The sequence below is a fragment of the Paenibacillus sp. JCM 18996 genome (genome assembly GCF_055392555.1).
Window position 1 is genome coordinate 3081854 of sequence record NZ_AP043884.1, and the last position, 23256, is coordinate 3105109.

The 23256-nt window shown below is 49.3% G+C and carries 22 protein-coding genes; all 22 read left to right on the top strand.

Going from position 1 to position 23256, the window contains the following annotated elements; genetic code table 11:
• The first annotated feature begins 19 nt into the window (after positions 1 to 19).
• Positions 20 to 1600, top strand: coding sequence for a flagellar hook-associated protein FlgK (flgK, locus tag ACZ5N7_RS15140; RefSeq protein WP_464655318.1), 1581 nt, complete (start codon positions 20 to 22; stop codon positions 1598 to 1600).
• Between the two features lie 25 nt (positions 1601 to 1625).
• Positions 1626 to 2525, top strand: a complete 900-nt coding sequence (gene flgL / locus ACZ5N7_RS15145) for a flagellar hook-associated protein FlgL (protein ID WP_464655320.1) — start codon at positions 1626 to 1628, stop codon at positions 2523 to 2525.
• Between the two features lie 4 nt (positions 2526 to 2529).
• A complete protein-coding gene (locus tag ACZ5N7_RS15150; RefSeq protein ID WP_464655321.1) occupies positions 2530 to 3105 on the top strand; it encodes a DUF6470 family protein in 576 nt (191 codons plus the stop codon).
• Positions 3106 to 3201: 96 nt separating this feature from the next.
• Positions 3202 to 3639: a flagellar assembly protein FliW gene (gene fliW, locus ACZ5N7_RS15155; protein WP_464655323.1), complete on the top strand. Its 438-nt coding sequence runs from the start codon at positions 3202 to 3204 to the stop codon at positions 3637 to 3639.
• A 20-nt stretch (positions 3640 to 3659) separates the two neighbouring features.
• Positions 3660 to 3896 (top strand): carbon storage regulator CsrA, encoded by a 237-nt coding sequence (gene csrA, locus ACZ5N7_RS15160; protein ID WP_464655325.1) that lies wholly within the window; start codon positions 3660 to 3662, stop codon positions 3894 to 3896.
• Positions 3897 to 4030: 134 nt separating this feature from the next.
• The gene (locus tag ACZ5N7_RS15165; protein ID WP_464655327.1) at positions 4031 to 5569 is read left to right on the top strand and encodes a flagellin N-terminal helical domain-containing protein; all 1539 of its coding nucleotides are present in this window, start codon (positions 4031 to 4033) and stop codon (positions 5567 to 5569) included.
• A gap of 167 nt (positions 5570 to 5736) precedes the next feature.
• Positions 5737 to 6126: a flagellar protein FlaG gene (locus tag ACZ5N7_RS15170; RefSeq protein ID WP_464655329.1), complete on the top strand. Its 390-nt coding sequence runs from the start codon at positions 5737 to 5739 to the stop codon at positions 6124 to 6126.
• A gap of 32 nt (positions 6127 to 6158) precedes the next feature.
• On the top strand, positions 6159 to 8069 hold the full coding sequence (fliD, locus tag ACZ5N7_RS15175) for a flagellar filament capping protein FliD (RefSeq protein WP_464655330.1): 1911 nt from the start codon (positions 6159 to 6161) through the stop codon (positions 8067 to 8069).
• A gap of 16 nt (positions 8070 to 8085) precedes the next feature.
• Positions 8086 to 8478 (top strand): flagellar export chaperone FliS, encoded by a 393-nt coding sequence (fliS, locus tag ACZ5N7_RS15180; protein ID WP_464655331.1) that lies wholly within the window; start codon positions 8086 to 8088, stop codon positions 8476 to 8478.
• Entirely contained in the window at positions 8471 to 8800 is a 330-nt protein-coding gene (fliT, locus tag ACZ5N7_RS15185) for a flagellar protein FliT (protein ID WP_464655333.1), read from the top strand. Before fliS ends, fliT begins: the two co-directional genes overlap by 8 nt.
• 294 nt (positions 8801 to 9094) lie before the next feature.
• Positions 9095 to 9292, top strand: coding sequence for a cold shock domain-containing protein (locus ACZ5N7_RS15190; protein WP_464655334.1), 198 nt, complete (start codon positions 9095 to 9097; stop codon positions 9290 to 9292).
• Between the two features lie 188 nt (positions 9293 to 9480).
• Positions 9481 to 10020, top strand: coding sequence for a ribosome hibernation-promoting factor, HPF/YfiA family (gene hpf / locus ACZ5N7_RS15195; protein ID WP_464655336.1), 540 nt, complete (start codon positions 9481 to 9483; stop codon positions 10018 to 10020).
• A 144-nt stretch (positions 10021 to 10164) separates the two neighbouring features.
• Positions 10165 to 12666, top strand: a complete 2502-nt coding sequence (gene secA, locus ACZ5N7_RS15200; protein ID WP_464655338.1) for a preprotein translocase subunit SecA — start codon at positions 10165 to 10167, stop codon at positions 12664 to 12666.
• Positions 12667 to 12753: 87 nt separating this feature from the next.
• Positions 12754 to 13861 (top strand): peptide chain release factor 2 gene (gene prfB / locus ACZ5N7_RS15205; RefSeq protein WP_464655339.1). Its coding sequence is split into 2 segments (ribosomal slippage): positions 12754 to 12825 and positions 12827 to 13861, totalling 1107 coding nucleotides; the frame shifts between segments, so codons are not numbered across the junction.
• An 85-nt stretch (positions 13862 to 13946) separates the two neighbouring features.
• Positions 13947 to 14804, top strand: coding sequence for a YitT family protein (locus ACZ5N7_RS15210; protein ID WP_464655341.1), 858 nt, complete (start codon positions 13947 to 13949; stop codon positions 14802 to 14804).
• Positions 14805 to 15034: 230 nt separating this feature from the next.
• Positions 15035 to 16087, top strand: coding sequence for an N-acetyl-gamma-glutamyl-phosphate reductase (gene argC, locus ACZ5N7_RS15215; RefSeq protein ID WP_464655343.1), 1053 nt, complete (start codon positions 15035 to 15037; stop codon positions 16085 to 16087).
• Between the two features lie 22 nt (positions 16088 to 16109).
• Entirely contained in the window at positions 16110 to 17357 is a 1248-nt protein-coding gene (argJ, locus tag ACZ5N7_RS15220) for a bifunctional glutamate N-acetyltransferase/amino-acid acetyltransferase ArgJ (RefSeq protein ID WP_464655345.1), read from the top strand.
• Between the two features lie 42 nt (positions 17358 to 17399).
• On the top strand, positions 17400 to 18224 hold the full coding sequence (gene argB / locus ACZ5N7_RS15225) for an acetylglutamate kinase (RefSeq protein ID WP_464659301.1): 825 nt from the start codon (positions 17400 to 17402) through the stop codon (positions 18222 to 18224).
• A 26-nt stretch (positions 18225 to 18250) separates the two neighbouring features.
• Positions 18251 to 19447 carry an acetylornithine transaminase gene (locus ACZ5N7_RS15230; protein WP_464655346.1) on the top strand — a complete coding sequence of 399 codons (1197 nt, stop codon included), beginning with the start codon at positions 18251 to 18253 and terminating at the stop codon, positions 19445 to 19447.
• Between the two features lie 19 nt (positions 19448 to 19466).
• The gene (gene argF, locus ACZ5N7_RS15235; protein ID WP_464655348.1) at positions 19467 to 20423 is read left to right on the top strand and encodes an ornithine carbamoyltransferase; all 957 of its coding nucleotides are present in this window, start codon (positions 19467 to 19469) and stop codon (positions 20421 to 20423) included.
• Between the two features lie 35 nt (positions 20424 to 20458).
• Entirely contained in the window at positions 20459 to 21694 is a 1236-nt protein-coding gene (locus tag ACZ5N7_RS15240; protein WP_464655350.1) for an argininosuccinate synthase, read from the top strand.
• 74 nt (positions 21695 to 21768) lie between these two features.
• A complete protein-coding gene (argH, locus tag ACZ5N7_RS15245) occupies positions 21769 to 23178 on the top strand; it encodes an argininosuccinate lyase (RefSeq protein WP_464655351.1) in 1410 nt (469 codons plus the stop codon).
• Positions 23179 to 23256: the final 78 nt, after the last annotated feature.

Here is a 23256-nt window from a genome sequence, read left to right on the forward strand (position 1 = left end):
GGAAGGAAGGAGGAGTATTATGAGATCGACATTTTCCGGAATCGAGCTTGCCAAGCGAGGGCTATTTGCACAGCAAGCCGCACTCCAGACGACAGGCCATAACATAGCGAATGCCAACACAAAGGGATACTCACGGCAAACCGTCAATTTAATTGCATCCAGGCCGCTGGAAGCCGTTGGTTTAATGAGAAGCGCTATACCGGGACAAATGGGACAGGGAGTACAGTTTGACCATATTAACCGTATACGCGAGAAATTTCTGGATACCCAGTTTTATGATGAAAATAAATCTTCAGGGGAATGGTCTGTACGGAAAGATACGCTGGAAAAACTTGAGGCTATCATTAACGAGCCTTCCGATACAGGAGTAAGAAAAGTAATAGAAGGATTCTGGAATGCTTGGCAGGATGTAAGCAAAGAGCCTGAAAACCTCACATCCCGAGCCGCCTTGAAAGAAAAAGCATTGGCTTTAACCGACGCTTTTAACCATACCGGCAAACAGCTCGATGATTTGTCCAATAACCTTACTGACAACATAGATGTCAAAGTCAAGGAAGCCAACTCCCTATTGAGCCAGGTGGCCAACCTCAACAACGAAATTTTCAGAGTAGAAGGTTTAGGCAATGATGCGAATGACCTGAGGGACCAAAGGGATTTGCTGGTGGATAACCTGTCAAGGATTGTTAATGTGAAGGTCACTGAAGCGTCCGGCGGTTATGATATCAGGATGGGGAGTGTCAATTTAGTAAGCGGGATAGCCGTCACTTCGACTTTAACCTCTCAATCAGTGGCTGCGGGGATAGCATCCAAGGACATAAGCAGCGGAGAAATTTACGGCATGGCCGTTTCGCGGGACCAGTATCTGGCAAGTTATAAATTTCAGTTTGATTCGATGATCAAGTCTCTCGTACAGGGACAAGTCACTACAACACTGCCGAAGGGCACTGTAATTCCGGATGGCACCGTTCTGAATGGAACAACCTACAGCGGAAGCATCGCCCAAAGAACTCTGGCCGGTGATACGAAAGTTACAGTCAAGGGCATAAACGGTTTGCATCTATTGGGATATTCTTTGGAAGATCCTCCAAGTTCCGGTATCCCATTCTTTACTCTAAAAGAAGGCTCGACGGAATTTAATGCAAACAGCGTTACCGTAAACCCGGACATTGTGAAAAAGGTCGCTAACATCGCGGCCTCGTCCCGAGTGTACATGGATACTGACGGTACAACAAAGGTAGTCAGAGGAAACAATGACGTAGCTTTATCATTGGCTGCTTTCAGAAACCAAAAGTTCGATTTCGACCCAAGCTCCAACGGGACACCGCTTCTAACCAGCGGTACGTTTGATGAGTTTTTGCGAGCAGTAGTCGGCCAGCTGGGAGTACAATCCCAAGAGGCCGTCAGGCAGAATGCCAACCAACAAACCTTGGTAGATCAAGTGGACTCCAGAAGGCAATCCGTCAGCGGCGTTTCCCTGGATGAGGAAATGGCCAACATGATCAAATACCAGCAAGCTTATAACGCAGCGGCACGCTCTATGACTACTTTTGACGAATTGCTGGACAAGGTCATCAACGGCATGGGTGTTGTGGGCAGATAATAATGATTAGAAAGGAGGGGGATTTATGTCTTCTAATAGAATCACGCAAGGGATGATCAACACTCAATTGATTAGAAACCTGGGCTCCAACTTGACCCGAATGGACAATTATCAGAATCAACTGTCTACCGGCAGAAGAATCAATAAACCTTCGGATGATCCGGTTGGGCTGAGCTTTGCTTTAAGATACCGCAGTGAGATCTCTGCCAACGATCAGTATCAGGAGAATGTGAAGTCAGCTACCTCTTGGCTTGATTATACGGATTCCACGTTAAATAAGGCGGGAGAGGTCTTGCAGCGTCTTAGGGAACTAACCGTCCAGGCCGCCAACGGAACTAACCCGCAGTCTGCGTTGGATGCCATTCAAAGTGAAGTCAAGCAGTTTTATGGGGAAATGGTCAATATCGGAAACAGCGATTTTAATGGAAAGCATGTATTCAATGGACAGAAAACTAATATTGCTCCCTATACGGAAGCTACTGCTCCTGCAGATTATACTGATGCGGCCGATATTAAATTTGAAATCGGCGCGGGTGTAACCATTCCTGTTAATGTAAACGGGAATCAAGTGTTCGGGAGTCCTGCAGACAATGATAATATGTTTAAATTAACACAGGATTTGATTACTTCTTTAGGAACCAGTGACTTCACTGGTATTAAGAGCGCTTTGGGACGGATGGATTCAAGGATGGATAAATTTTTGGCGGTTCGTTCGGATATTGGAGCCAAAATGAACCGTATCGATTTATCCAACAACAGACTGCAGGATATAAGTTCCAACTTACAGTCATTGCAGAACAAGGTAGAAGACGCCGATGTGGCCGAAACGATAACCAATTTGAAAACCGCGGAAAATGTCTATCAATCTTCTCTCTCCGTGGGTGCAAAGATTATCCGTCCCAGCTTGATTGACTTCCTCCATTAAGGCGGTGGGTGCACTGATCCCTACAATTCAAATTCAACAGCAGTTTGCTAAAATAGGCATGGATACTCACCCGGGAACTATGGAGATCAGGCAGCCCCATGCTGATGTTGAGATACGGCAGACCCCTTTGAAAATTGAAATCCGCTCCCCGCAAGGGGAATTGCACATCGATCAAAGCCGGGCTTGGGATGCGCTAGGTCTGGGAAACAATCTGGAGTTTATGAGCCGAATCTATTCGCAGTCTAAGCAAATTGCACTACAGGGAATAGCACGTATTGTTGAAAACGGGAACCGCATGGCCGCTATACAGAATAATACGGATGCGATTGCTGACATTGCGTCGGAACAAGCCTTTGAAAGCGGTGGAGGCATCAATTATTTCGGTGATCCTTCCTACGATAATGTAGATATAAATTACATTGCACATAAACCGGAATTTGAAGTTGTGCGGGGTTATGTAGATATTAATGTACGGGTGAATAAACCTGAAATCAATTACACGCCGGGAAAAGTAGATGTTTATATGCTTCAATATCCCAAAGTGGAATTGATTCCCCCTGAGATTGATATGAAGGTGTAAAGTCAGCACAAATATACTTGGGTAAACTATAGGTTATATAAATCTATAGTTTTTTAGTTTATTCTGAAATCAATAGAGCCAGGAGAGGATATGGATATGAATATAAACACGCGACAGTTTGGAGAGTTGGAAGTGCAGGAGCGAGATTTTTTCACATTTTCGCCTGGCATTCCGGGGTTTGAGGATTATCACAAATATATCTTTATACAGGAAGATAAGGAGTCTCCTTTCATTTTTATGCAATGTGTGGATCACAGTGAAATATCTTTACTTCTGACGAACCCCTTTCTCTTTTATCCGGATTATGATTTTTCAATCAATGACAGTGTTCAGGAGGAGCTTGGCATTGAGACTGCCGAAGATATAGCCGTGTGGTCAGTAGTATCGATTAGAGAACCATTGGAAACCTCAACACTCAACTTGTTGGCGCCGATCATAGTCAATGTAAATAACAGACAGGCTAAACAGGTTATTTTGCATGATTCCGAATATAAGACAAAACACAAGTTAATTATGCCGCAGTCTGTAAAATAACCTGAGAGAGGTGATCGTATATGCTAGTGCTGGCCCGTAAAAAAGGGGAATCCATCATGATCGGTGATAACATAGAGGTCGTTGTCCTGGGAACGGAAGGGGATACGGTGCGTTTAGGGATCACCGCTCCCAAGGATGTGGATGTATTTCGAAAGGAAATCTATATTTCTATTCAACAAGCAAACGAAGAATCATCTAAAAGTACGGTTAATTTAGCGGAACTAAACAGGTTTTTTTCAAAAAAAAGTGAAAATTAACGAATACCCTCTTCATTTCCTTGAGTGAGTTTACGATATATAAATTATAAGGCGATTCTAAGGGCGGCCGACCTGAAGAACAGCTTTGACCACATGGAAGTGGATATTACCTAAATTCAAGGAGGAAAAAAGAAATGAGAATTAATCACAACGTTCCCGCATTAAACACGTATAACCAGTTAACTAGAAACACAGAGTCAACTTCGAAAGCTATGGAGAAATTATCTTCCGGTTTTCGTATCAACCGCGCAGGGGATGACGCAGCCGGTCTTGCCATCTCTGAAAAAATGAGAGGTCAAATTCGCGGTTTGGATCAATCCAGCCGTAATGCCCAAGACGGTATTTCCTTGATTCAAACGGCTGAAGGTTCCTTAAGCCAAACTCAAGACATTCTGCAGCGTATGCGTGAACTTGCCGTTCAAGGATCGAACGATACTTCAACTTTCAATGACCGTCAGCAAGTTCAAAAAGAAGTAGATCAATTATCCAACGAAATTACGAGAATTTCCAATAACTCCGAGTTTAACACGAAGAACCTGTTAGCTGGTGGTTTCAGTCAACAAAAATTGCAAATTGGAGCTAACTCCAGTCAAGATATTACGCTAAATATCGGAGCCTTTGATGCCAAAACGCTTGGAGTTACCTCAGGTATTGGTGCAACATTAGTTAACGGATCCTCTGTTAGCGCTCCAACAGTAGCTAGTAATCCAACAATTGCCACAGGGACATATACAGTAGATGGGACTGTGACAACTCCCGCGTCAAGAGCTAATGTAACAGGCGGTGCAGTAACACTCAACCAAAGTGCACAAACTGCTGCTGATAGAACACTGGCCATCCAAGTAGATGGTGCGGCTGCCGTTAATATCGTCGTAGATAACACTAACTTTGCTTCAGCGGCAGACCTCATTGCCAACGTAAACAGCAAAATTAATGGTAGTGCATTAGCGGGAAAAGTTTCTGTTACAGATGATGGCACAGGTAAGTTGAAATTCACTACTTCAACTACAAATGTAGGTAGTAATAGCAGTGTTTCGATTGTCGGTTCTGCTGGTAACACTTTTGGTTTCCCTGCAGCAGCTACAGCTAATACGGGCACCAACGCAACCGCAAGCGTTAACCTGAAGGATTCCACTGGTGCTATTATAACTACAAAGACTGTAACAGGTTTAAACAACACTGCGACTGCTCCTTTAGTTGATTTCGGCAACGGATTAAGTGTTACCATGGCAGTGCCATCCGCAACAACCTTAACTACAGCCTCTGGTGCTATCTCCGCTTCTACATTGGATGTTGTAGCTAAGGCATCTACTGCAGCTAACACAGGTGCAAATGGTCTGGTTATCGATAAGGCAACGGTTGAAAAGGGCTTGCTGGTTAATACTCAAGCAAATGCCTCAGCCGCCATTACGACGATTGATGCAGCAATTAATACTGTGTCCTCCGCTCGCGCAAATCTGGGTGCTTACCAAAACCGTCTAGAGTACACGATCAACAACCTGAATACATCTTCTGAAAACTTAACAGCTGCTGAATCTCGTATCCGTGACGTAGACATGGCAAAAGAAATGATGAATCAAACGAAGTCCAACATCCTTGCTCAGGCTGCTCAGGCTATGTTGGCTCAAGCTAATCAACAACCGCAAGGCGTTCTGCAATTGCTTCGTGGTTAATTCCAGTATTACAAAAAAGGAGACTCTAATTTATCTAGGGTCTCTTTTTTACTTTTGTTCATATATGAAAGAATCTAGGAACTTCTGGATTCTTTTTTTAAATGAATATAACGAAATTGGTAATTCCATCCGATATAATAATTATCATAGAACTTACGGAGGTTACCATGAATACAAATTTTCCTATTGGAGGTTTAAATGTTTCAAAAGGAACTGACAAGATTTCCGTAGATCGGGTAACCAATGATACAACGAATTCTTCTGGTTTGGATCAAATCCAAACCTCGAAAGAATTAAAGCAGGCCCAATTAGAAGGTAAGAATATCCCCATAAGTGAAGAACAGCTTTTAAAAGCGATAGACCGTGCCATAAAAGCTGTTGAAGGTACTTCAACAATGCTCGATTTTTCTGTTCATGAAAAAACGAAACAACTCATAGTCAAGGTTCTTGATAAAGACTCTGGAGAAGTGATAAGAGAATATCCACAAGAAAAAACTCTTGATTTTATAGCAAAGGTTTGGGAGATGGCTGGAATTTTAGTAGACGAACGCAGATAGCTTATGAAATTCTAATTGGAGGTGGATTTCTAATGGTTTCTGGGATTAGTGGGTCTAGCGGTTTCGATGTTGATTCTACGGTAAGTCAGCTAATGAAGGCACGCCGTGTTCCCATAGATAAATTAGGACAGCAGAAACAAATTCTTACATGGCGTCGAGATACTTATAAAGAAACGAATTCTAAAATTGTGGACTTTCGTAATAATAAACTATTCAATTTTAAGCTTGAATCCACATTAAAGGCGAAGAAAGTTGATCTAACCGGAAATACATCAGCTATTAGCGCGAAGGCCAATGGGAACGCTTTAACTGGAACCTTGACCGTTCTGGCTACAACTTTAGCAACAGCGGCCTCAAATATGAGTAATTCAGATATCCGCCTAAATACTACATTTGATGCAAGCCTAACATTGGGCAGCCAAGCTGCAAACATTCGCAACTCCTTTACCCAGACCGTTCCCGGAACGTACGATAAGGCTACCATTAGCATTAACGGGACTCAAGTTGTCGTAGATCCCAATGTCGACTCATTAAATAACGTAATTGATCGAATAAACAAAACGACAAATGTGAGTGCTTTTTATGATTCGGTTACCGGAAAGGTCTCCTTTACTTCCAAACAAACCGGGTTGGTCAATGGATCAACAAGTAATCAGCCTACTATCAGTTTCCAGGACATTACCGGCTCTTTTATGGCCAATACGTTTCTTACCGTCAACGGAAGTGTTAATGAAAAGGCGGCCGTTAATGCCAATGTCACTATCAATGGCATAACAACAACCCGAACAAGCAATACATTTAATGTAAATGGAGTCGATATTACATTATTGCAGGCTGGGGGAGCCGGTCCTGCTGCATCGAAAGCTTCTGTAACGGGTGCAGTTCCTTCTTCAACGAATATTTTAGGCACGGATACATTTACCTTTACGATTGACGGTCAAGCACCAATTACTCTTACTCCAGGTGCATCAACTAATGCTACTATCGGTGCTATGGTTACCAGTCTAAATGCAGCAATTACAGGTAATGCCTCATTAAATGGTAAGGTTTCTTTTGGAGTTGATTCTTCCGGCACCAAATTGGTCGTTAATGATTTAACGGCTAATACAGGAACCACCAGTACCCTTACTGTTGTCTCTAACGTAGCTACCAATGGTTTTGGAACTGCTGTTTCAGGTACAGGGCAAGCAGCAACGTCCCCTGTAAACATTAACGTATCCGCAGATGCGGATAAGATTGTTGACGCGATTAAAGGGTTTATAAAAGATTATAATGATCTGTTAAGCAGCCTTCAAGTAAAGGTTAACGAAAACAAGTACCGTGATTTTCTTCCCTTAACGGACGATCAGAAAAAAGCAATGAAAGATAATGATGTTAAAACCTGGGAAGATAAAGCCAAGAGCGGTTTGTTAAGAAATGATTCAATCCTTAAGAGTGCAATTAACAATATGCGACTGGATATTATGTCTAAAGTAAACACGGGAACCACTACTTATAACACATTAAGTTCAATTGGCATTACAACCGGGTCATACATGGATAAAGGTAAACTATACTTGTCCGACGAAACTAAGCTCAGGGCCGCCATCGCCGCAAATCCCGATGCCGTTTTCTCCATCTTTGCAGCCCCTGGCACTGGAACTCCTGATCGTTCAGACATGGGGATTGCTCAACGAATATACAATGATTTAAAAATAACATTAGATAATATATCCACAAAGGCAGGTACCTCAAGCTTTGCGGATACATCGCTGAATGAAAACAGTATTTTGGGCAAGGATTTGACGAGAATCAACTCTCAAATTTTTAATGAAAACAAACGTTTAAAATTGGTTGAGGGTCGATATTACAAGCAATTTACTGCAATGGAAACCGCGATGAATAAATATAATTCGCAATCGTCTTATTTGGCTAATGCACTTAGTGGCGGTTCACAAAGGTGATTAATGGAGGCTGATTATGATATCACAACAAAATAAGTACCTGGAAACTGCCTTGCAAACGGCAACTCCGGCACAATTATTGATTATGCTTACAGATGGAGCCATTCGTTTTTGTAAACAGGCCATCGAAGCCTTGAAGCAAAGAAATTTCCAACAGGCTAATAAATATCTTCTAAAGGTTCAGGATATTATTTCGGAGTTCGTTATTACGTTGGACAAGAAATCCGACATTTCTGAAGGATTGTTAAAGCTGTACGAATACTTCGTATTTAAACTAGTTGAAGCCAACACGAAGAAAGAACCGGGTCCAGCAGAGGAAATACTTAGCTTTTTATTGGAGCTTAAAGAAACCTGGGTTCAAGCGGCTAAACTTTCGTTGAGTACATCTGCTGCAGCAAATCATGGATAATGTTATTCAGGAGCTTCAGCAGCTCACTCAGCAGGTTGTGGATGAAATCGACAGCATAACTTTCGAAGAGCTTGTGGAATTTGTTGAACGAAGAGAACAGATGGTTTCAAGAATATCAACACTGATTAGAGACGGCCATGCACAACACAAACAAGATATTCTGAACTTGCTTCAATATGATACGCTAATAATGGATAAAATGCGGCAGCTGAAAGATGAAGCTAATATAGCTTTATTAAAAGCTGAACGCGCACGAGTCCAGAAAACGGGGTACGAGGCCGCTTATACACCCGACAGCATTTTTTTTGATAAAATCAAATAATCCGATTTGGGTCGACGAATGCGTCGGCTTTTTGCTTTTTTTGGGTATAAATGTAAACGAATTGTGTGAATAAGCTGCGCAAAAACCTGTGGATAATGTGGACAAGTTTGTGAATAACTAATGAAAACAAGCTTTCATAATGTCTAATAAAGTCGAATAATCTGTATATAGCTAAATTTTCTAAATACTTTAATTATACTTCATAAATCCGTTGACATCGCTTTCTTGCGGTGTTATATTCGAATAGTAAGTAAAAAACTTACATTTATTTGAAGACGAAGGGAAGTTGTTACAATGCAAGGTAAAGTTAAATGGTTCAACGCAGAAAAAGGATACGGTTTCATTGAGCGCGAAGATGGCGGCGATGTATTCGTACATTTCTCCGCAATCCAGACAGAGGGCTTCAAAACTCTAGAAGAAGGTCAAGCCGTTGAGTTTGACATCGTGGAAGGCGCTCGCGGACCGCAAGCAGCTAACGTAACTAAACTGTAATGCACTGATCGGCCGATTGGCCGCTAGTATACATTCAAAGCATTCAGACTTAAAGCACCCGCAGGGGTGCTTCTTTTTGTTGTATGCGGGCGGTTCTGTCCGGTCGAAGATCGGCATAAATATGATGTTAAGATTTTTTGAAGGCGCGACCGAAATGGGTTATAATGGACGAGAAGGAGGAGATAAATATGAATTACTGTATCCGTGGTCAGCATATCGAAGTCACAGAAGCTCTAAAGGACTATGTGGAAAAGAAATTAAGCAGACTGGAAAAGTATTTTGAAACTCCCCTTAGCAATGAAGTGTATGTCACCTTATCGGTGATCAAAGAAAGGCAGTCGGTAGAGGTTACGATTCCTCTGACAGGAGTGATGCTCCGCGCGGAAGTGAGGGAAGCCGACATGTACGCCTCGATCGACCTTGTGGTGGATAAGCTGGAAAGGCAGATCCGCAAGCACAAAACGAGAGTGAACCGGAAGATCAAGCAGGAAGGCGGCATCAGGGATTATTTCGTCTCCGAAGTGTCCGCGGCGGCGGAAGAGGAGGACTTCGATTTGGTCCGCACAAAGAGGTTTAATCTGAAGCCGATGGATGTCGAAGAAGCGATTCTTCAAATGAACATGGTTGGCCACGATTTCTATGTCTTCTCCAATATGGATACCGATCAGGTGAATGTCGTTTACAAGCGTAATGACGGTAAATACGGTTTGATCGAACCGGCGATTTGATTGAATAGGATTTGATGTCTAACCAGCCCATCCTTTGCGGAGTGGGCTTTTATATATGGCATGGAATTTAGTGGATTGTTGCGGCTGTACTGACAAACTGTTACAATTTAAGGCAAACCGTATTTGAAAGAAAGGGGCTTACCCATGCTTGGTCTCGTGAAAAAAATATTCGGTGATTCCAACGAACGTGAAATCAAGAGGATGCTGAAGACAGTTGATTATATAAATAGTCTGGAGCCGGACATTGAGAAGCTGACAGACGAGGAATTAAAGGGCAAGACGGCCGAGTTCAGAGCGCGGCTGGAGCAGGGGGAAGAAGTGGACGACCTGCTTCCTGAAGCTTTTGCCGTAGTAAGGGAAGCGTCAAGGCGGGTGCTGGGCAAGCGCCACTATGACGTGCAGTTGATCGGGGGCATGGTGCTGCACGAAGGCAAGATCGCCGAGATGAGGACCGGGGAAGGCAAGACGCTGGTAGGGACGCTGCCGGTTTATTTGAATGCACTTTCCGGCAAAGGGGTCCACGTCGTTACGGTCAACGACTACTTGGCACAGCGGGACAGCGGCGAAATGGGGCAAATCTACAGCTTCCTCGGGATGAGCGTCGGCGTGAACCTGCATGATCTTTCGCATGAAGCGAAGCAGGCAGCCTATGCTTGCGACATCACCTACGGAACGAACAATGAGTTCGGGTTCGATTATCTGCGCGATAATATGGTGCTTTACAAGGAGCAGATGGTTCAGCGTCCGCTTTATTTTGCCATTATCGACGAAGTGGACTCCATCCTGGTGGACGAAGCCAGAACGCCCCTGATTATTTCCGGACAAGCAGCCAAGTCCACCGATCTGTATTACGCGGCAGACCGTTTTGTAAGCAAGCTGCAGCCGGAGGACGATTATACGATCGATGTAAAGCTAAAAGCGGTAGCCCTCACGGAAGCGGGCGTGACGAAGGCGGAGAAAGCTTTTGGCATCGATAACCTGTTTGACCATCAGCATGTCACTTTGAACCATCATATTACCCAGGCGCTTAAAGCCCATGCCATCATGAAACGCGATGTGGATTACGTGGTGCAGGACGGCGAAGTGGTGATCGTCGATGAATTCACGGGTCGCCTTATGACGGGCCGCCGCTACAGCGAGGGTTTGCATCAAGCGATTGAAGCGAAGGAACAGCTGGACGTGCAGAACGAGAGCATGACGCTCGCGACCATTACGTTCCAGAACTATTTCCGGATGTACCGCAAGCTGGCTGGGATGACGGGTACGGCCAAGACGGAAGAAGAAGAATTCAAGAAAATTTACGGCCTGGAAGTTATCGTTGTGCCTACGAACCGTCCGATGGTCCGCCAGGACCTTCCTGACATTGTGTACAAGAGCGAAGGCTCGAAGTTCCGTGCGGTAGTGGATGAAATCGTAGAACGCCATAAAAAGAACCAGCCGGTCCTGGTCGGCACGATTTCCATTGAAAATTCGGAGCGTTTGTCGGACATGCTGAAGAAGAAGGGTGTGCCGCATAAAGTACTGAACGCAAAGTATCACGCGGAAGAAGCGGAGATCGTATCGCGCGCAGGACAGCCCGGATCCGTGACAATCGCCACCAATATGGCGGGTCGCGGTACCGACATTATGTTGGGAGAAGGGGTGCCTGACACCGGCGGACTGCATATTATAGGCACAGAGCGCCATGAAAGCCGGAGGATCGACAACCAGCTGCGCGGACGCGCCGGACGCCAGGGGGATCCGGGTTCTTCCCAGTTCTATCTTTCTTTGGAAGATGAATTGATGAGGCGCTTCGGGGCGGAGAACATCATGGGTATGATGGACCGTCTCGGTTTTGAAGAGGACCAGCCGATTGAGAGCAAATTGATCAGCCGCGCTGTGGAGTCCGCACAAAAAAGGGTGGAAGGCAGCAACTTCGATGTGCGTAAGGTCGTTCTTCAATATGACGATGTAATGAACCAGCAGCGGGAAATTATTTATAAGCAGCGCCGCGAGGTGCTGGAATCCGAGAATGTCCGGGAAATTGTGCTTGGCATGATCATGCCGGTCATCGAGCGTACCGTGGAAGCTCACTGTTCCGATGAAGACGTGCCTGAGGATTGGGACCTGAAAGCGGTCGTGGATTACGCGAACGGTACGTTCCTGCATGAAGGCGATCTGGATACGGACGAATTGTGGGGCAAGGAAAAAGCGGAGATGGTGGAGTACATCCAGGCGCTTGTCAAACGCAAGTACGAGGAGCGGGAGCGGGAATTCGGCGAGCAGTTTATGCGCGAATTCGAGAAGGTTGTTCTGCTGCGCGCCGTAGACAGCAAATGGATGGACCATATCGACGCGATGGATCAGCTTCGCTCAGGTATTCACCTTCGCGCATACGGCGGTACGGATCCGCTGCGCGAGTACCAGTTCGAAGGCTTCGAGATGTTCCAGCAGATGATCGAGAGCATCCAGGAGGAAGTCGCCACTTATATTATGAAGGCGCAGGTACAGTTGAATCTGGAGCGCCAGGCGGTGGCTGAGGGCCAGGCTGTCGATCCGAAGGCGGGACCTTCAGCGCCGGTAAAGAAGGAAGACACGGTCGGGCGCAACGACCTGTGCCCTTGCGGCAGCGGCAAGAAGTTCAAGAACTGCCACGGGCAGGGGTAAGCAGCCGGTGTTTGACTGGCAGTCCGGAAACGGCCTGGGGATTGGATTGGATAAAACATAAATTAGTGTTATCGAGGTGGGTTAACTATGTTGGAACCGGAAGTAAAACAGCAGCTCAGGGAATCGGCCAGAAAAATAAATGATCTAAGGGGGTCTCTTTGACTTAGATCTGAAATTGGAGCAAATTTCGGACTTTGAGCATAAGATGGCCGCCCCTGATTTTTGGGACGATAATGAGAAGGCGCAGAAAACCATTGCGGAATTGAACGCGGTAAAAGGTTCAGTGGACCAGATTCAGGCGCTCCGCCAGGAATATGAAGATCTCGAGCTGATGGCCCAGCTGGCCGACGATGAGAATGACGAGGATTTGGCGCAGGAAGTGGCCAAGGGCATTATGGAGCTTGCGAAGAAGCTGGAGGATTTCCAGCTGCAGCTGCTTTTAAGCCAGCCGTATGACCGCATGAACGCGATTCTCGAGCTTCATCCCGGCGCAGGAGGCACGGAATCCCAGGATTGGGCCGAAATGCTGCTCCGCATGTACCGCCGCTGGGCGGAGAAGCGGGACTACAAAGTGGAAGTTCTCGACTATTTGCCGGGCGATGAAGCAGGGGTTAAAAGCGTGACGCTGCTGATCAAGGGCTACAACGCATACGGCTATCTGAAAGCGGAGAAAGGCGTGCACCGGCTGGTGCGCATCTCGCCGTTCGACGCGTCGGGACGCAGGCATACTTCCTTTGTATCCTGCGACGTCGTGCCGGAGATCGATGACGATGTGGAGATTGAAATCCGTACAGAGGATTTGAAGATCGATACCTATCGGGCCAGCGGAGCTGGAGGCCAGCACATTAATACGACGGACTCGGCGGTCAGGATTACGCACCTTCCCACAGGCATCGTCGTGACGTGCCAGACGGAGCGGTCGCAGATCAAGAACCGGGAAAGGGCGATGAAGCATCTTCGCTCCAAGCTGTATGAGAAGAAGATCGAAGAACAGGAGAAGCATCTGGCCGAAATCCGCGGCGAACAGCAGGAGATTGGCTGGGGCAGTCAGATCCGCTCTTATGTGTTCCATCCGTACAGCATGGTCAAGGATCATCGAACTTCAGTAGAGTCGGGCAATGTCGGCGCTGTGATGGATGGGGATCTGGATCCCTTTATCGACGCTTATCTGCGCATGCAGGTTAAACATGAGTAATTTTGCCTTGGAATGAAGATAATGACTATAAAAAACCATCCTGTACCTTCAGCGGTATGGGATGTTTTTTGTTGAGGTGAATAACATGTCCGACAGAAAACAGCCAAAGCGGTTAGGTGAAGCCGCAGAGTACGGATTGCTTATAGCGGGCTCCTTAATCATAGCGTTAAGCTTCAATTTGTTCCTGCGCCCAAACCAGATCGCTTCCGGCGGGATTTCCGGGATCTCCATCATCGTGCAGTACTCGCTTGGCGTCCAGCCGGCCATCACCCAATGGGTGCTTAATATTCCGTTATTTATCGCGGGTTGGCTGCTGCTCGGACGGCAATTTGGCTATAAAACGGCGGCAGGCTCGTTTATTTTGCCGCTTTTTGTATATTTTACGAGCGGTCTGCCTGCCTTGTCGACGAATACTCTGCTTGCCGCCATTTACGGAGGGGTGGGGGTCGGCATCGGATTGGGTGTTGTTTTTCTTGGAAGAGGATCGACAGGGGGATTGGATTTGGCTGCCCAGATTATTCATAAGTATGCGGGCGTTTCTCTGGGAATCGCTGTGGCTATGCTGGACGGCCTGGTGATTTTGGCGGCTGGAATCGTTTTTACGCCTGAGAAGGCTTTAATCGCACTGATCGGACTTTTCATCACAAGCAAGACGATAGACATTATGCAGGTTGGACTAAGCACCTCGCAGGTGGCTTATATCATATCGAATCAATCCGCAAAAATAAGCGAAGCGATCCTCAAGGATCTTGACCGGGGGCTGACAAAACTGAACGCCACGGGAGGGTATACGGGCGAGCAGCGGGACATTCTGATGGTGGTGGTGCGGAAGAGGGAGGTGCTGCGGCTGAAAGCGGTTGTAAAAGCCATCGATCCGGGGGCGTTCCTCATTCTGAGCGACGCTCACGAGGTGCTGGGCAAAGGGTTTAAGGGTCATCATTAATGAAGAGCCGGGCGAGGCGGAATTTTGAGGGATTAGTTCTGGAAAGCACCCATAAATGCAAGTATAATCAAGGCGTAGGCGGAGTATGAAAACAGGCCGGTGGGAAGAAAAAAATCATTGTATTTTTATACTTTGACATGTATAATAATTCATATCATTCGAACAGAAGAACCCTGGAAGAGCGAGTTTTACAGGAAATTCAGGGGAAAGGTAGCGGGGAGGAACGGAAAATGGCAAACGCAATCATAAGAGCGGCGATCGTCGGCTCAACGGGATATGGCGGAGTGGAGCTGATCCGCCTCCTGCAGGCGCATCCTTCGGTCACAATAACATCGGTCATTTCTTCATCCAGCGCCGGAGCGGGAATTGCGGAAGGCTTTCCGCATCTTCAGGACATTATGGTACATACATTGGACGGAATCGATGTCGAGGCCATGAGTAAGCACGCGGACGTTGTGTTTTTGGCAACTCCGTCAGGAGTGAGCGCGGAGCTGGCTCCCAAGCTTGTGGACGCCGGTCTGATGGTGATTGACTTGTCGGGGGATTTCAGGCTGAAATCGGGAGAGCTATATGAAAAATGGTATAAGCATAAGCCTGCGGCGGACCGATATTTAAATGAAGCGGTATACGGTTTGGCCGAGCTGTTCGGAGAGGAAGTCAAAGGGCGGCGTTTTATATCCAATCCGGGCTGCTATCCGACGGCAGCGCTGCTCGGGCTGTTTCCTTTGGTGAAGGCAAGGCTCATCGACAACCGCAGTATAATTATCGATGGCAAGTCCGGTGTGTCAGGAGCGGGCCGGGGACTCGGCCTCGGCGTCCACTATTCGGAGATGAATGAGAATTTTCTTGCTTATAAAGTAAATAAACATCAGCACATTCCGGAAATCGAGCAGGTGCTGGGCAGAGCGGCCGGGCAGGATGTGACGGTGACGTTCACCACCCATTTGGTGCCGATGTCACGGGGGATCATGTGCACGATGTACGCTCAGCTGAATGAAAAGAAGACGGAGGAGGAGCTGATTGAGCTCTACGGCCAGGTTTACGAAGGACGCAAATTCGTCCGCATCCGTCCGAAGGGCAAGTGGCCCGCTACGAAGGAAGTTTGGGGATCGAATTACTGCGATATCGGTTTCTCGGTTGATGAAAGAACCGGGCGCGTGACGGTCATTTCCGTGATCGACAATATCGTCAAGGGCGCGGCGGGGCAGGCCATTCAGAATTTGAACCTGGCCATGGGCTGGGAAGAAACGACGGGTCTGCTGTTCACGCCGGTTTATCCATAAAGGGACATAAGGGGGAACGAGCATGGGCGCAGGTTTGGAGACAGGCGCAGGGACGCAGCTGTTTAAGGTGGTGCCGGAGGGGACGATCACCACTCCGAAGGGGTTTCGGGCCGCAGGCTTGCACTGCGGCTTGAAGGCTAACGGGCGCTACGACCTCGGAGCGATCGTGTGCGATGTGCCGGCAGCGGCTGCAGCCGTGTACACGACGAATGCGTTTCAGGCGGCGCCGCTTAAGGTGACGCGGGAGAGCATCGGCGTGGAAGGGCGGCTTCAGGCGATGCTGGTCAACAGCGGCAACGCCAACGCGTGCACCGGCGAGCAGGGAGAAGCCGACGCATACGCGATGCGCCGTGCCGCAGCCGAGGCTTTGGGCGTCGCCGAGCACCGCGTGGGCGTGACGTCCACAGGTGTCATCGGGCAGCTGCTGCCGATGGGGAAGGTGTTCGGCGGCATCGGCCGGCTGCCGGAGCAGCTGAGCGCGGAAGGAGGCGACGACTTCTCGCAGGCGATCTTGACGACGGATCTCGTCAAGAAGGAGCTGTGCGTCAAGCTCGAGGTCGGCGGCAAAGACGTGTATATTGCGGGAGCGGCCAAAGGCTCCGGGATGATCCATCCAAACATGGCAACCATGCTCGGATTTATTACGACGGATGCGGCGGTTGACAGCACGCATCTGCAGCAGGCTCTGAGCAACGTGACGGACTCGACGTTTAATATGATTACCGTGGACGGGGACACGAGCACGAATGACATGGTGGTGGCGATGGCAAGCGGCATGTCGGGAAGCGGCAAGCTGGATCCGGAGCATAAGGATTGGGAGGCGTTTGCCGCAGGTCTGCAGTACGTGGCAGAAGGGCTGGCCAAAGCCATCGCCCGGGACGGGGAAGGCGCGACAAAGCTTATCGAGGCGGCGGTTATTGAAGCTTCCAGCGATGAAGCGGCTCGAGCCATCGTCAAAACGGTTATCGGCTCCAGCCTGGTCAAATCCGCCTGCTTCGGCGCCGACGCCAACTGGGGCAGAATAATTGCCGCTGTGGGCCGGGCCGGACAGCCGGTCAACACGGAAACGGTGGATATCCGACTTGGGGACATAATTGTGCTGGAGCAGTCGAGACCGGTAGCTTTTGACGAAGATGCCGCACTCGAATACTTAAAAGGCGATTTCGTGCAAATTCGCATCAACCTTCACCTCGGAGAAGGCAAGGCAGTCGGTTGGGGCTGCGATTTGACTTACGACTACGTGCGCATTAACGCGGCTTACCGAACATAGATTCAATTTATGCTTTAAGTGCAAGGGGGAACGAAGATGAGCATGCAGGAAGGCTGTTTTGTGCTAAAATGCGGCGGAAGCACACTGGCTGCTTTGCCTGATTCATTCTTCAACGATCTGTGCAAGCTGCAAAAGGAAGGGCTATCTCCAGTCATCGTACACGGAGGAGGCCCCGCGATTTCCAACACGCTGACTGCGCTTGGCATTGAGACCGAATTCGTCAGAGGGCTGCGTAAAACCGACGAAGCTGTGCTTGATGTCGTGGAAATGGTGCTTGCCGGCAAGATCAACAAGGAGATTGTCCGGCGCATCCAGCTGTCAGGCGCGAGGGCGGTCGGGTTATCGGGAGTAGATGGGCACCTCATTCAAGCAAGGCCGGTGGCGGACGCTGACGAAGTGGGGCTCGTAGGAGATGTGGACACCGTCAATGCAGCGCTTGTCCATGGCATCGTCGCCATGGGATATATTCCGGTTATCGCTCCGTTGGGCCTCGGCGCCGACGGCAGCCAGCGGTACAACATCAATGCGGACACCGCCGCGGGAGCTGTGGCATCCGGCATCGGAGTGAAACGAATGATCGTGGTGACGGACGTTCCAGGCATCATGAAGGTTGTGGAAGGCAGAAAAGAAGTTCTTCCGTGCGTAACTGTATCGCAGATTGAAGACATGATCGCAGGCGGAGAAATATACGGCGGCATGATCCCGAAAGTGCGGGCGGCGATCCAATGCCTGCAGGGCAATGTGCAGGAGGTCGTTATCGTCGACGGTTCTGAACCGGGTGTTCTGCCGGAGGCACTGAAAGGCGGCAGCAACGGGACCCGCATTATCGTAGAATCCGGCAAAACCGGTTCTTTGAATATAGGATAACCAATACAGAATGGGGAGTGAAAAGGATGAGCCAAGAGCAGCAAAGCTTGTTATTTCCGACTTATGCCAGATATCCGATGACGTTTGTTAAGGGAGAAGGCAGCCGATTGTGGGACGACAAGGGCAGGGAATACCTGGATTTGATGTGCGGACTCGCGGTCACTTCGTTGGGCCATGCGCCTCAAGCGGTAAAAGAGAAGTTGACAGACCAGCTGGATAATCTTTGGCATGTGAGCAATCTTTTTCATATTCCCGGCCAGGAAAAGCTCGCCAAGCTGCTGACCGATAACAGCTGCGCCGATGCGGTCTTCCTCTGCAACAGCGGCGCCGAGGCCAATGAAGCGGCGATCAAGCTGGCCCGCCGGTATTACCAGAAGGTTCTCGGCCAGAACCGGTACGAAATCATTACCTTCCACCAATCTTTCCATGGCAGAACGCTGGCTACATTGACCGCGACAGGTCAATCCAAAGTCCAGGACGGCTTCCTGCCTCTTCCGGAAGGCTTCGTATATGCGCCATACAACGATGCGGAGGCGCTTGAGGGCTTCATCACTGACCAAACCTGCGCCATTATGCTTGAAATGGTTCAGGCGGAGGGTGGAGTCATTCCTGCGGATCCGTCGTTTGTGCAGGAGATCGCCAGACTTTGCGGCAAGCACGGCCTGCTGCTGATCGTGGATGAGATCCAGACGGGCATGGGGCGTACCGGCAAGCTCTTTGCCCATCAGCATTATGGGATCGAACCGGATATTTTTACACTAGCCAAAGCATTGGCCAGCGGTTTCCCGATCGGGGCGATGCTTGGCAAAGCCAAGCTGCGTGAAGCTTTCTCGGCCGGCAGCCATGGGAGCACGTTCGGCGGCACGCCTATCGCTATGGCTGCGGCCATCGCTACAGTGGAGACGATCGTGGGGCAGAACCTGTCACAGCAGGCGGCAGAGCTGGGCGATTACATCCTCCAACAGCTGAACGAAAAGTTGAAAGGCAACCCTCTCGTCCGCGAAATCCGCGGCAAAGGCCTAATTATCGGAATCGAATGCGGGCAGCCGGTTGCCGATTTGATCAAGGCCATCCATGAGAGCGGCGTGCTGGTGGTTCCGGCCGGTCCAAACGTCATTCGGCTACTGCCGAGCTTGACCATTACTAAAGAGCAGCTGGATCACGGATTGTCCGTTATCGTCAATGTGCTGGCGAAGCATTCGGCTGCCGCCGTTCAATCATAACCATAAAGGAGGAACGACTATGGCCGGATTGGTAAGCGAGGAAATTGCTTTGAACCTGAAAGGAAGAGACTTTATCGCGTTAGCCGATTATACGACGGAAGAGCTGAACCATCTCATTCAACTGGCGATCGATCTCAAGCGAAAGCAAAAGTCGGGAGAAATCTACCAGCCGCTAAAAGGAAAAACATTAGGGATGATTTTCGAAAAATCGTCCACGCGGACGCGGGTTTCTTTTGAAGTGGGAATGTATCAGCTTGGGGGACACGCGCTTTTTCTGAGCAAAAACGATATCCAGATGGGCCGGGGCGAAACGATTTTCGATACGGCGCAGACGATGTCCCGCTATCTGGACGGCATTATGATCCGCACCTTTGCCCACCGCACGGTGATCGATCTGGCAAGGGCGGCTACGGTACCCGTGATCAACGGCCTGACGGATATGAATCATCCGTGCCAATCGCTGGCGGATTACATGACCATTTTCGAGAAGAAGGGCAAGTTTCAGGGACTCAAAATCGCCTATATCGGCGACGGCAACAATATGGCCCACTCCTTGATGATGGGCGCCTGCAAGCTGGGGATGGATATCGCGATTGCGGCTCCCGAAGGTTATCAGCCGGAAGAGGGCATCGTGAAACAGTGCCTGGAAAACGCCAGTCAAAGCGGAGCGAAGCTTACGGTCACTGCCGATCCGAAGGAAGCCGCTGCCAATGCAGATGTGATTTACACCGACGTCTGGGCGAGTATGGGCTTGGAAGCCGAGCAGGCCGCCAGGGAGAAGGCGTTCCGGCTTTACCAGGTGAACGCCGAGATCGCGGCTTGCGCCAAAAAGGATTACCTGTTCATGCACTGCCTGCCTGCTCACCGCGGGGAAGAAGTGAGCGAAGATGTGATCGACGGCAAACACTCCATCATTTTCGACCAAGCCGAGAACCGCCTGCACGCGCAAAAAGCGATAATGGCCGCCATCATGTAGTGACAGATTCTGAGCAGGGATAAAGGGGAACCGATATGAGCAAAGAGAAAATTGTACTCGCCTACTCCGGCGGTTTGGATACATCCGTAATTCTGACTTGGTTAAAAGAAACGTACGACGCCGAAATCATTACTTTTACTGCGGATATCGGCCAAGCGGACGAACTTGACGGGTTGGAGCAAAAAGCTTACAACACCGGCGCTTCCAAAGTGTATATTGACGATCTGCGAGCGGAATTCGCCAAAGACTTCATCTTCCCGATGTTCCAGTCGGGAGCGCTGTATGAGGGACAATACCTGCTGGGAACCAGTATTGCGCGTCCCCTGATCGCCAAAAGAATGGTTGACATCGCCTTGGCTGAAGGAGCGACCGCCATAGCTCACGGAGCTACCGGGAAAGGAAACGACCAGGTCCGTTTTGAGCTGACCGCAGCGGCGCTGGCTCCGTACTTGAACGTGATCGCGCCTTGGAGGCTGGACTCGTTCCGTGAACAATTCCCGGGACGGGCGGAAATGATCGCCTACGCGGAGAAGCACGGAATTCCGGTAACCGCATCGGCCGCCAAGCCTTATTCCACAGACCGCAATTTGCTGCATATCAGCTTTGAAAGCGGCATGCTGGAGGATCCCTGGTTTGACGCCAGCGCGGAATCCAACAAAGATATGTACGTGTTAAGCGTAGACCCCGAGGATGCTCCGGACCAGGCGGAATACATCGAGCTGGAGTTCGAACAGGGCAACTGTATAGCCGTGAACGGCCGGCGCCTGACTCCGCTGCAGGTGATGGAAACGCTGAACGAGCTTGGCGGCAAGCACGGGATCGGCCGTGTCGATATGGTGGAGAACCGTTTTGTCGGCATGAAGAGCCGCGGTGTGTATGAAACTCCTGGCGGCACGATTCTATTCACCGCTCACCGTAAAATGGAGTCCTTGACCATGGACCGCGACGTAATGCATCTAAGAGATTCCCTGATTTCTAAATACGCCTCGCTGGTTTATAACGGCTTCTGGTTTGCTCCGGAACGTCTTGCACTGCAGGCGCTGGTAACGGAAAGCCAAAAGAATGTAACCGGCACGGTTCGTTTGAAGCTGTACAAAGGCAATGTGATCGGCGCTGGCGTGAAAAGCCCGGTTTCGCTCTACAATCCGGATATCGCCACGATGGAAGCGGATCCTACGCAAGCTTACAACCAGGCCGATGCGGCAGGGTTCATCCGCTTGAACGCACTGCGCTTAAAGGTGTCGTCCGGGGTCGAGAGAAGCAAGAAGTAAAGTAGACAGGAGCGGGCCGCGGGTGCGGCTCGTTTGCTGTACAGATGATAGAGAGACGGAAGGAGCTGCGGGAGATGTCAAAACTGTGGGGCGGCCGTTTTACGAAGAAAACGGATCAGCTTGTGGAAGAATATACGGCCTCCATCTTGTTCGACAAGGAATTGGCGGAGGAGGATGTGGAGGGCAGTCTGGCTCATGTGACGATGCTGGGCAAATGCGGAATCCTTCCGGACGACGATGTACAGACGATCAAGGAAGGCTTGCTTAAGGTACTGCAGCGCATTCGCAGCGGAGAGCAGCAGTTCTCTGTCAGCGATGAAGATATTCATATGAATATCGAGAAAGCGCTGATCGAAGAGATCGGCCCTGTGGGCGGAAAACTTCATACCGGCAGAAGCCGGAACGACCAAGTGGCGACGGACATGCATCTGTACTTGAAAAAGCGCGTAATCGAGTTCGTCGGCTTATTGGGCAAGCTGCAGGAGGCGCTGCTGGAGCAGGCCAAGGCCAATATCGATACGATCCTGCCCGGCTACACGCATCTGCAGAGGGCGCAGCCGATTCTGTTCGCCCATCATTTGATGGCCTACGTTTCCATGTTCCAGCGGGACGCGGAGCGTCTGCAGGACAGCTTGAAACGGATCAATATGCTGCCTCTCGGGGCGGGAGCGTTGGCGGGAACGACCTTTCCGATTGACCGCCACTTCGTCGCGGAGCAGCTTGGTTTTGACCGGGTGTACGAAAACTCCCTGGACGCGGTGAGCGACCGTGACTTTATTCTGGAGTTTCTGTCCCACGCATCGATTATTATGATGCATCTGTCCCGGCTTTGCGAAGAGATGGTGCTATGGTCCAGTACCGAGTTCGCTTTTGTCGAATTGGACGACGCTTTTTGCACGGGAAGCTCGATTATGCCGCAGAAGAAAAATCCGGACGTGGCGGAGCTTGTGCGTGGGAAAACGGGCCGGGTCTACGGCAACCTGTTTGGCCTGCTGACTGTGCTTAAGGCGCTGCCGCTCGCTTACAACAAAGATATGCAGGAAGATAAAGAAGGTATGCTCGACACCGTGCGCACCCTTCAAGGCGCGTTGCAGCTGTTCGCCCCTATGGTGTCCACGATGAATGTGAACAAGGACCGTATGAAGCAAGCTGTCAGCCAGGACTTCTCCAATGCGACGGACATCGCCGACTACCTGGTGAACAAAGGCATTCCGTTCCGTGGGGCCCATGAAATCATCGGCAAAATGGTGCTGTACTGCATCCAAAACCATAAGTACTTGCTTGATCTTTCGATGGAGGAAATCCATGAGTTCTCGGAGCATTTCGAGCAGGACATTTACGAGGTGCTTCAGCCGGCTCATGTGGTGAATGCCCGCAACGTGTACGGAGGAACGGCTGCTCCGCAGGTTCAGGCCGCCATCGGCCGTGCGGAAACGGTACTTCATCAGATGCAGGATTGGGTTGAATCGCACGATAAAGCATAGGATTGTATAGATGAGGACACCTATATTTCGCACATTGCGGAGAAAGGTGTCCTTTTAGCGTACAAGAGGGAGTCCATT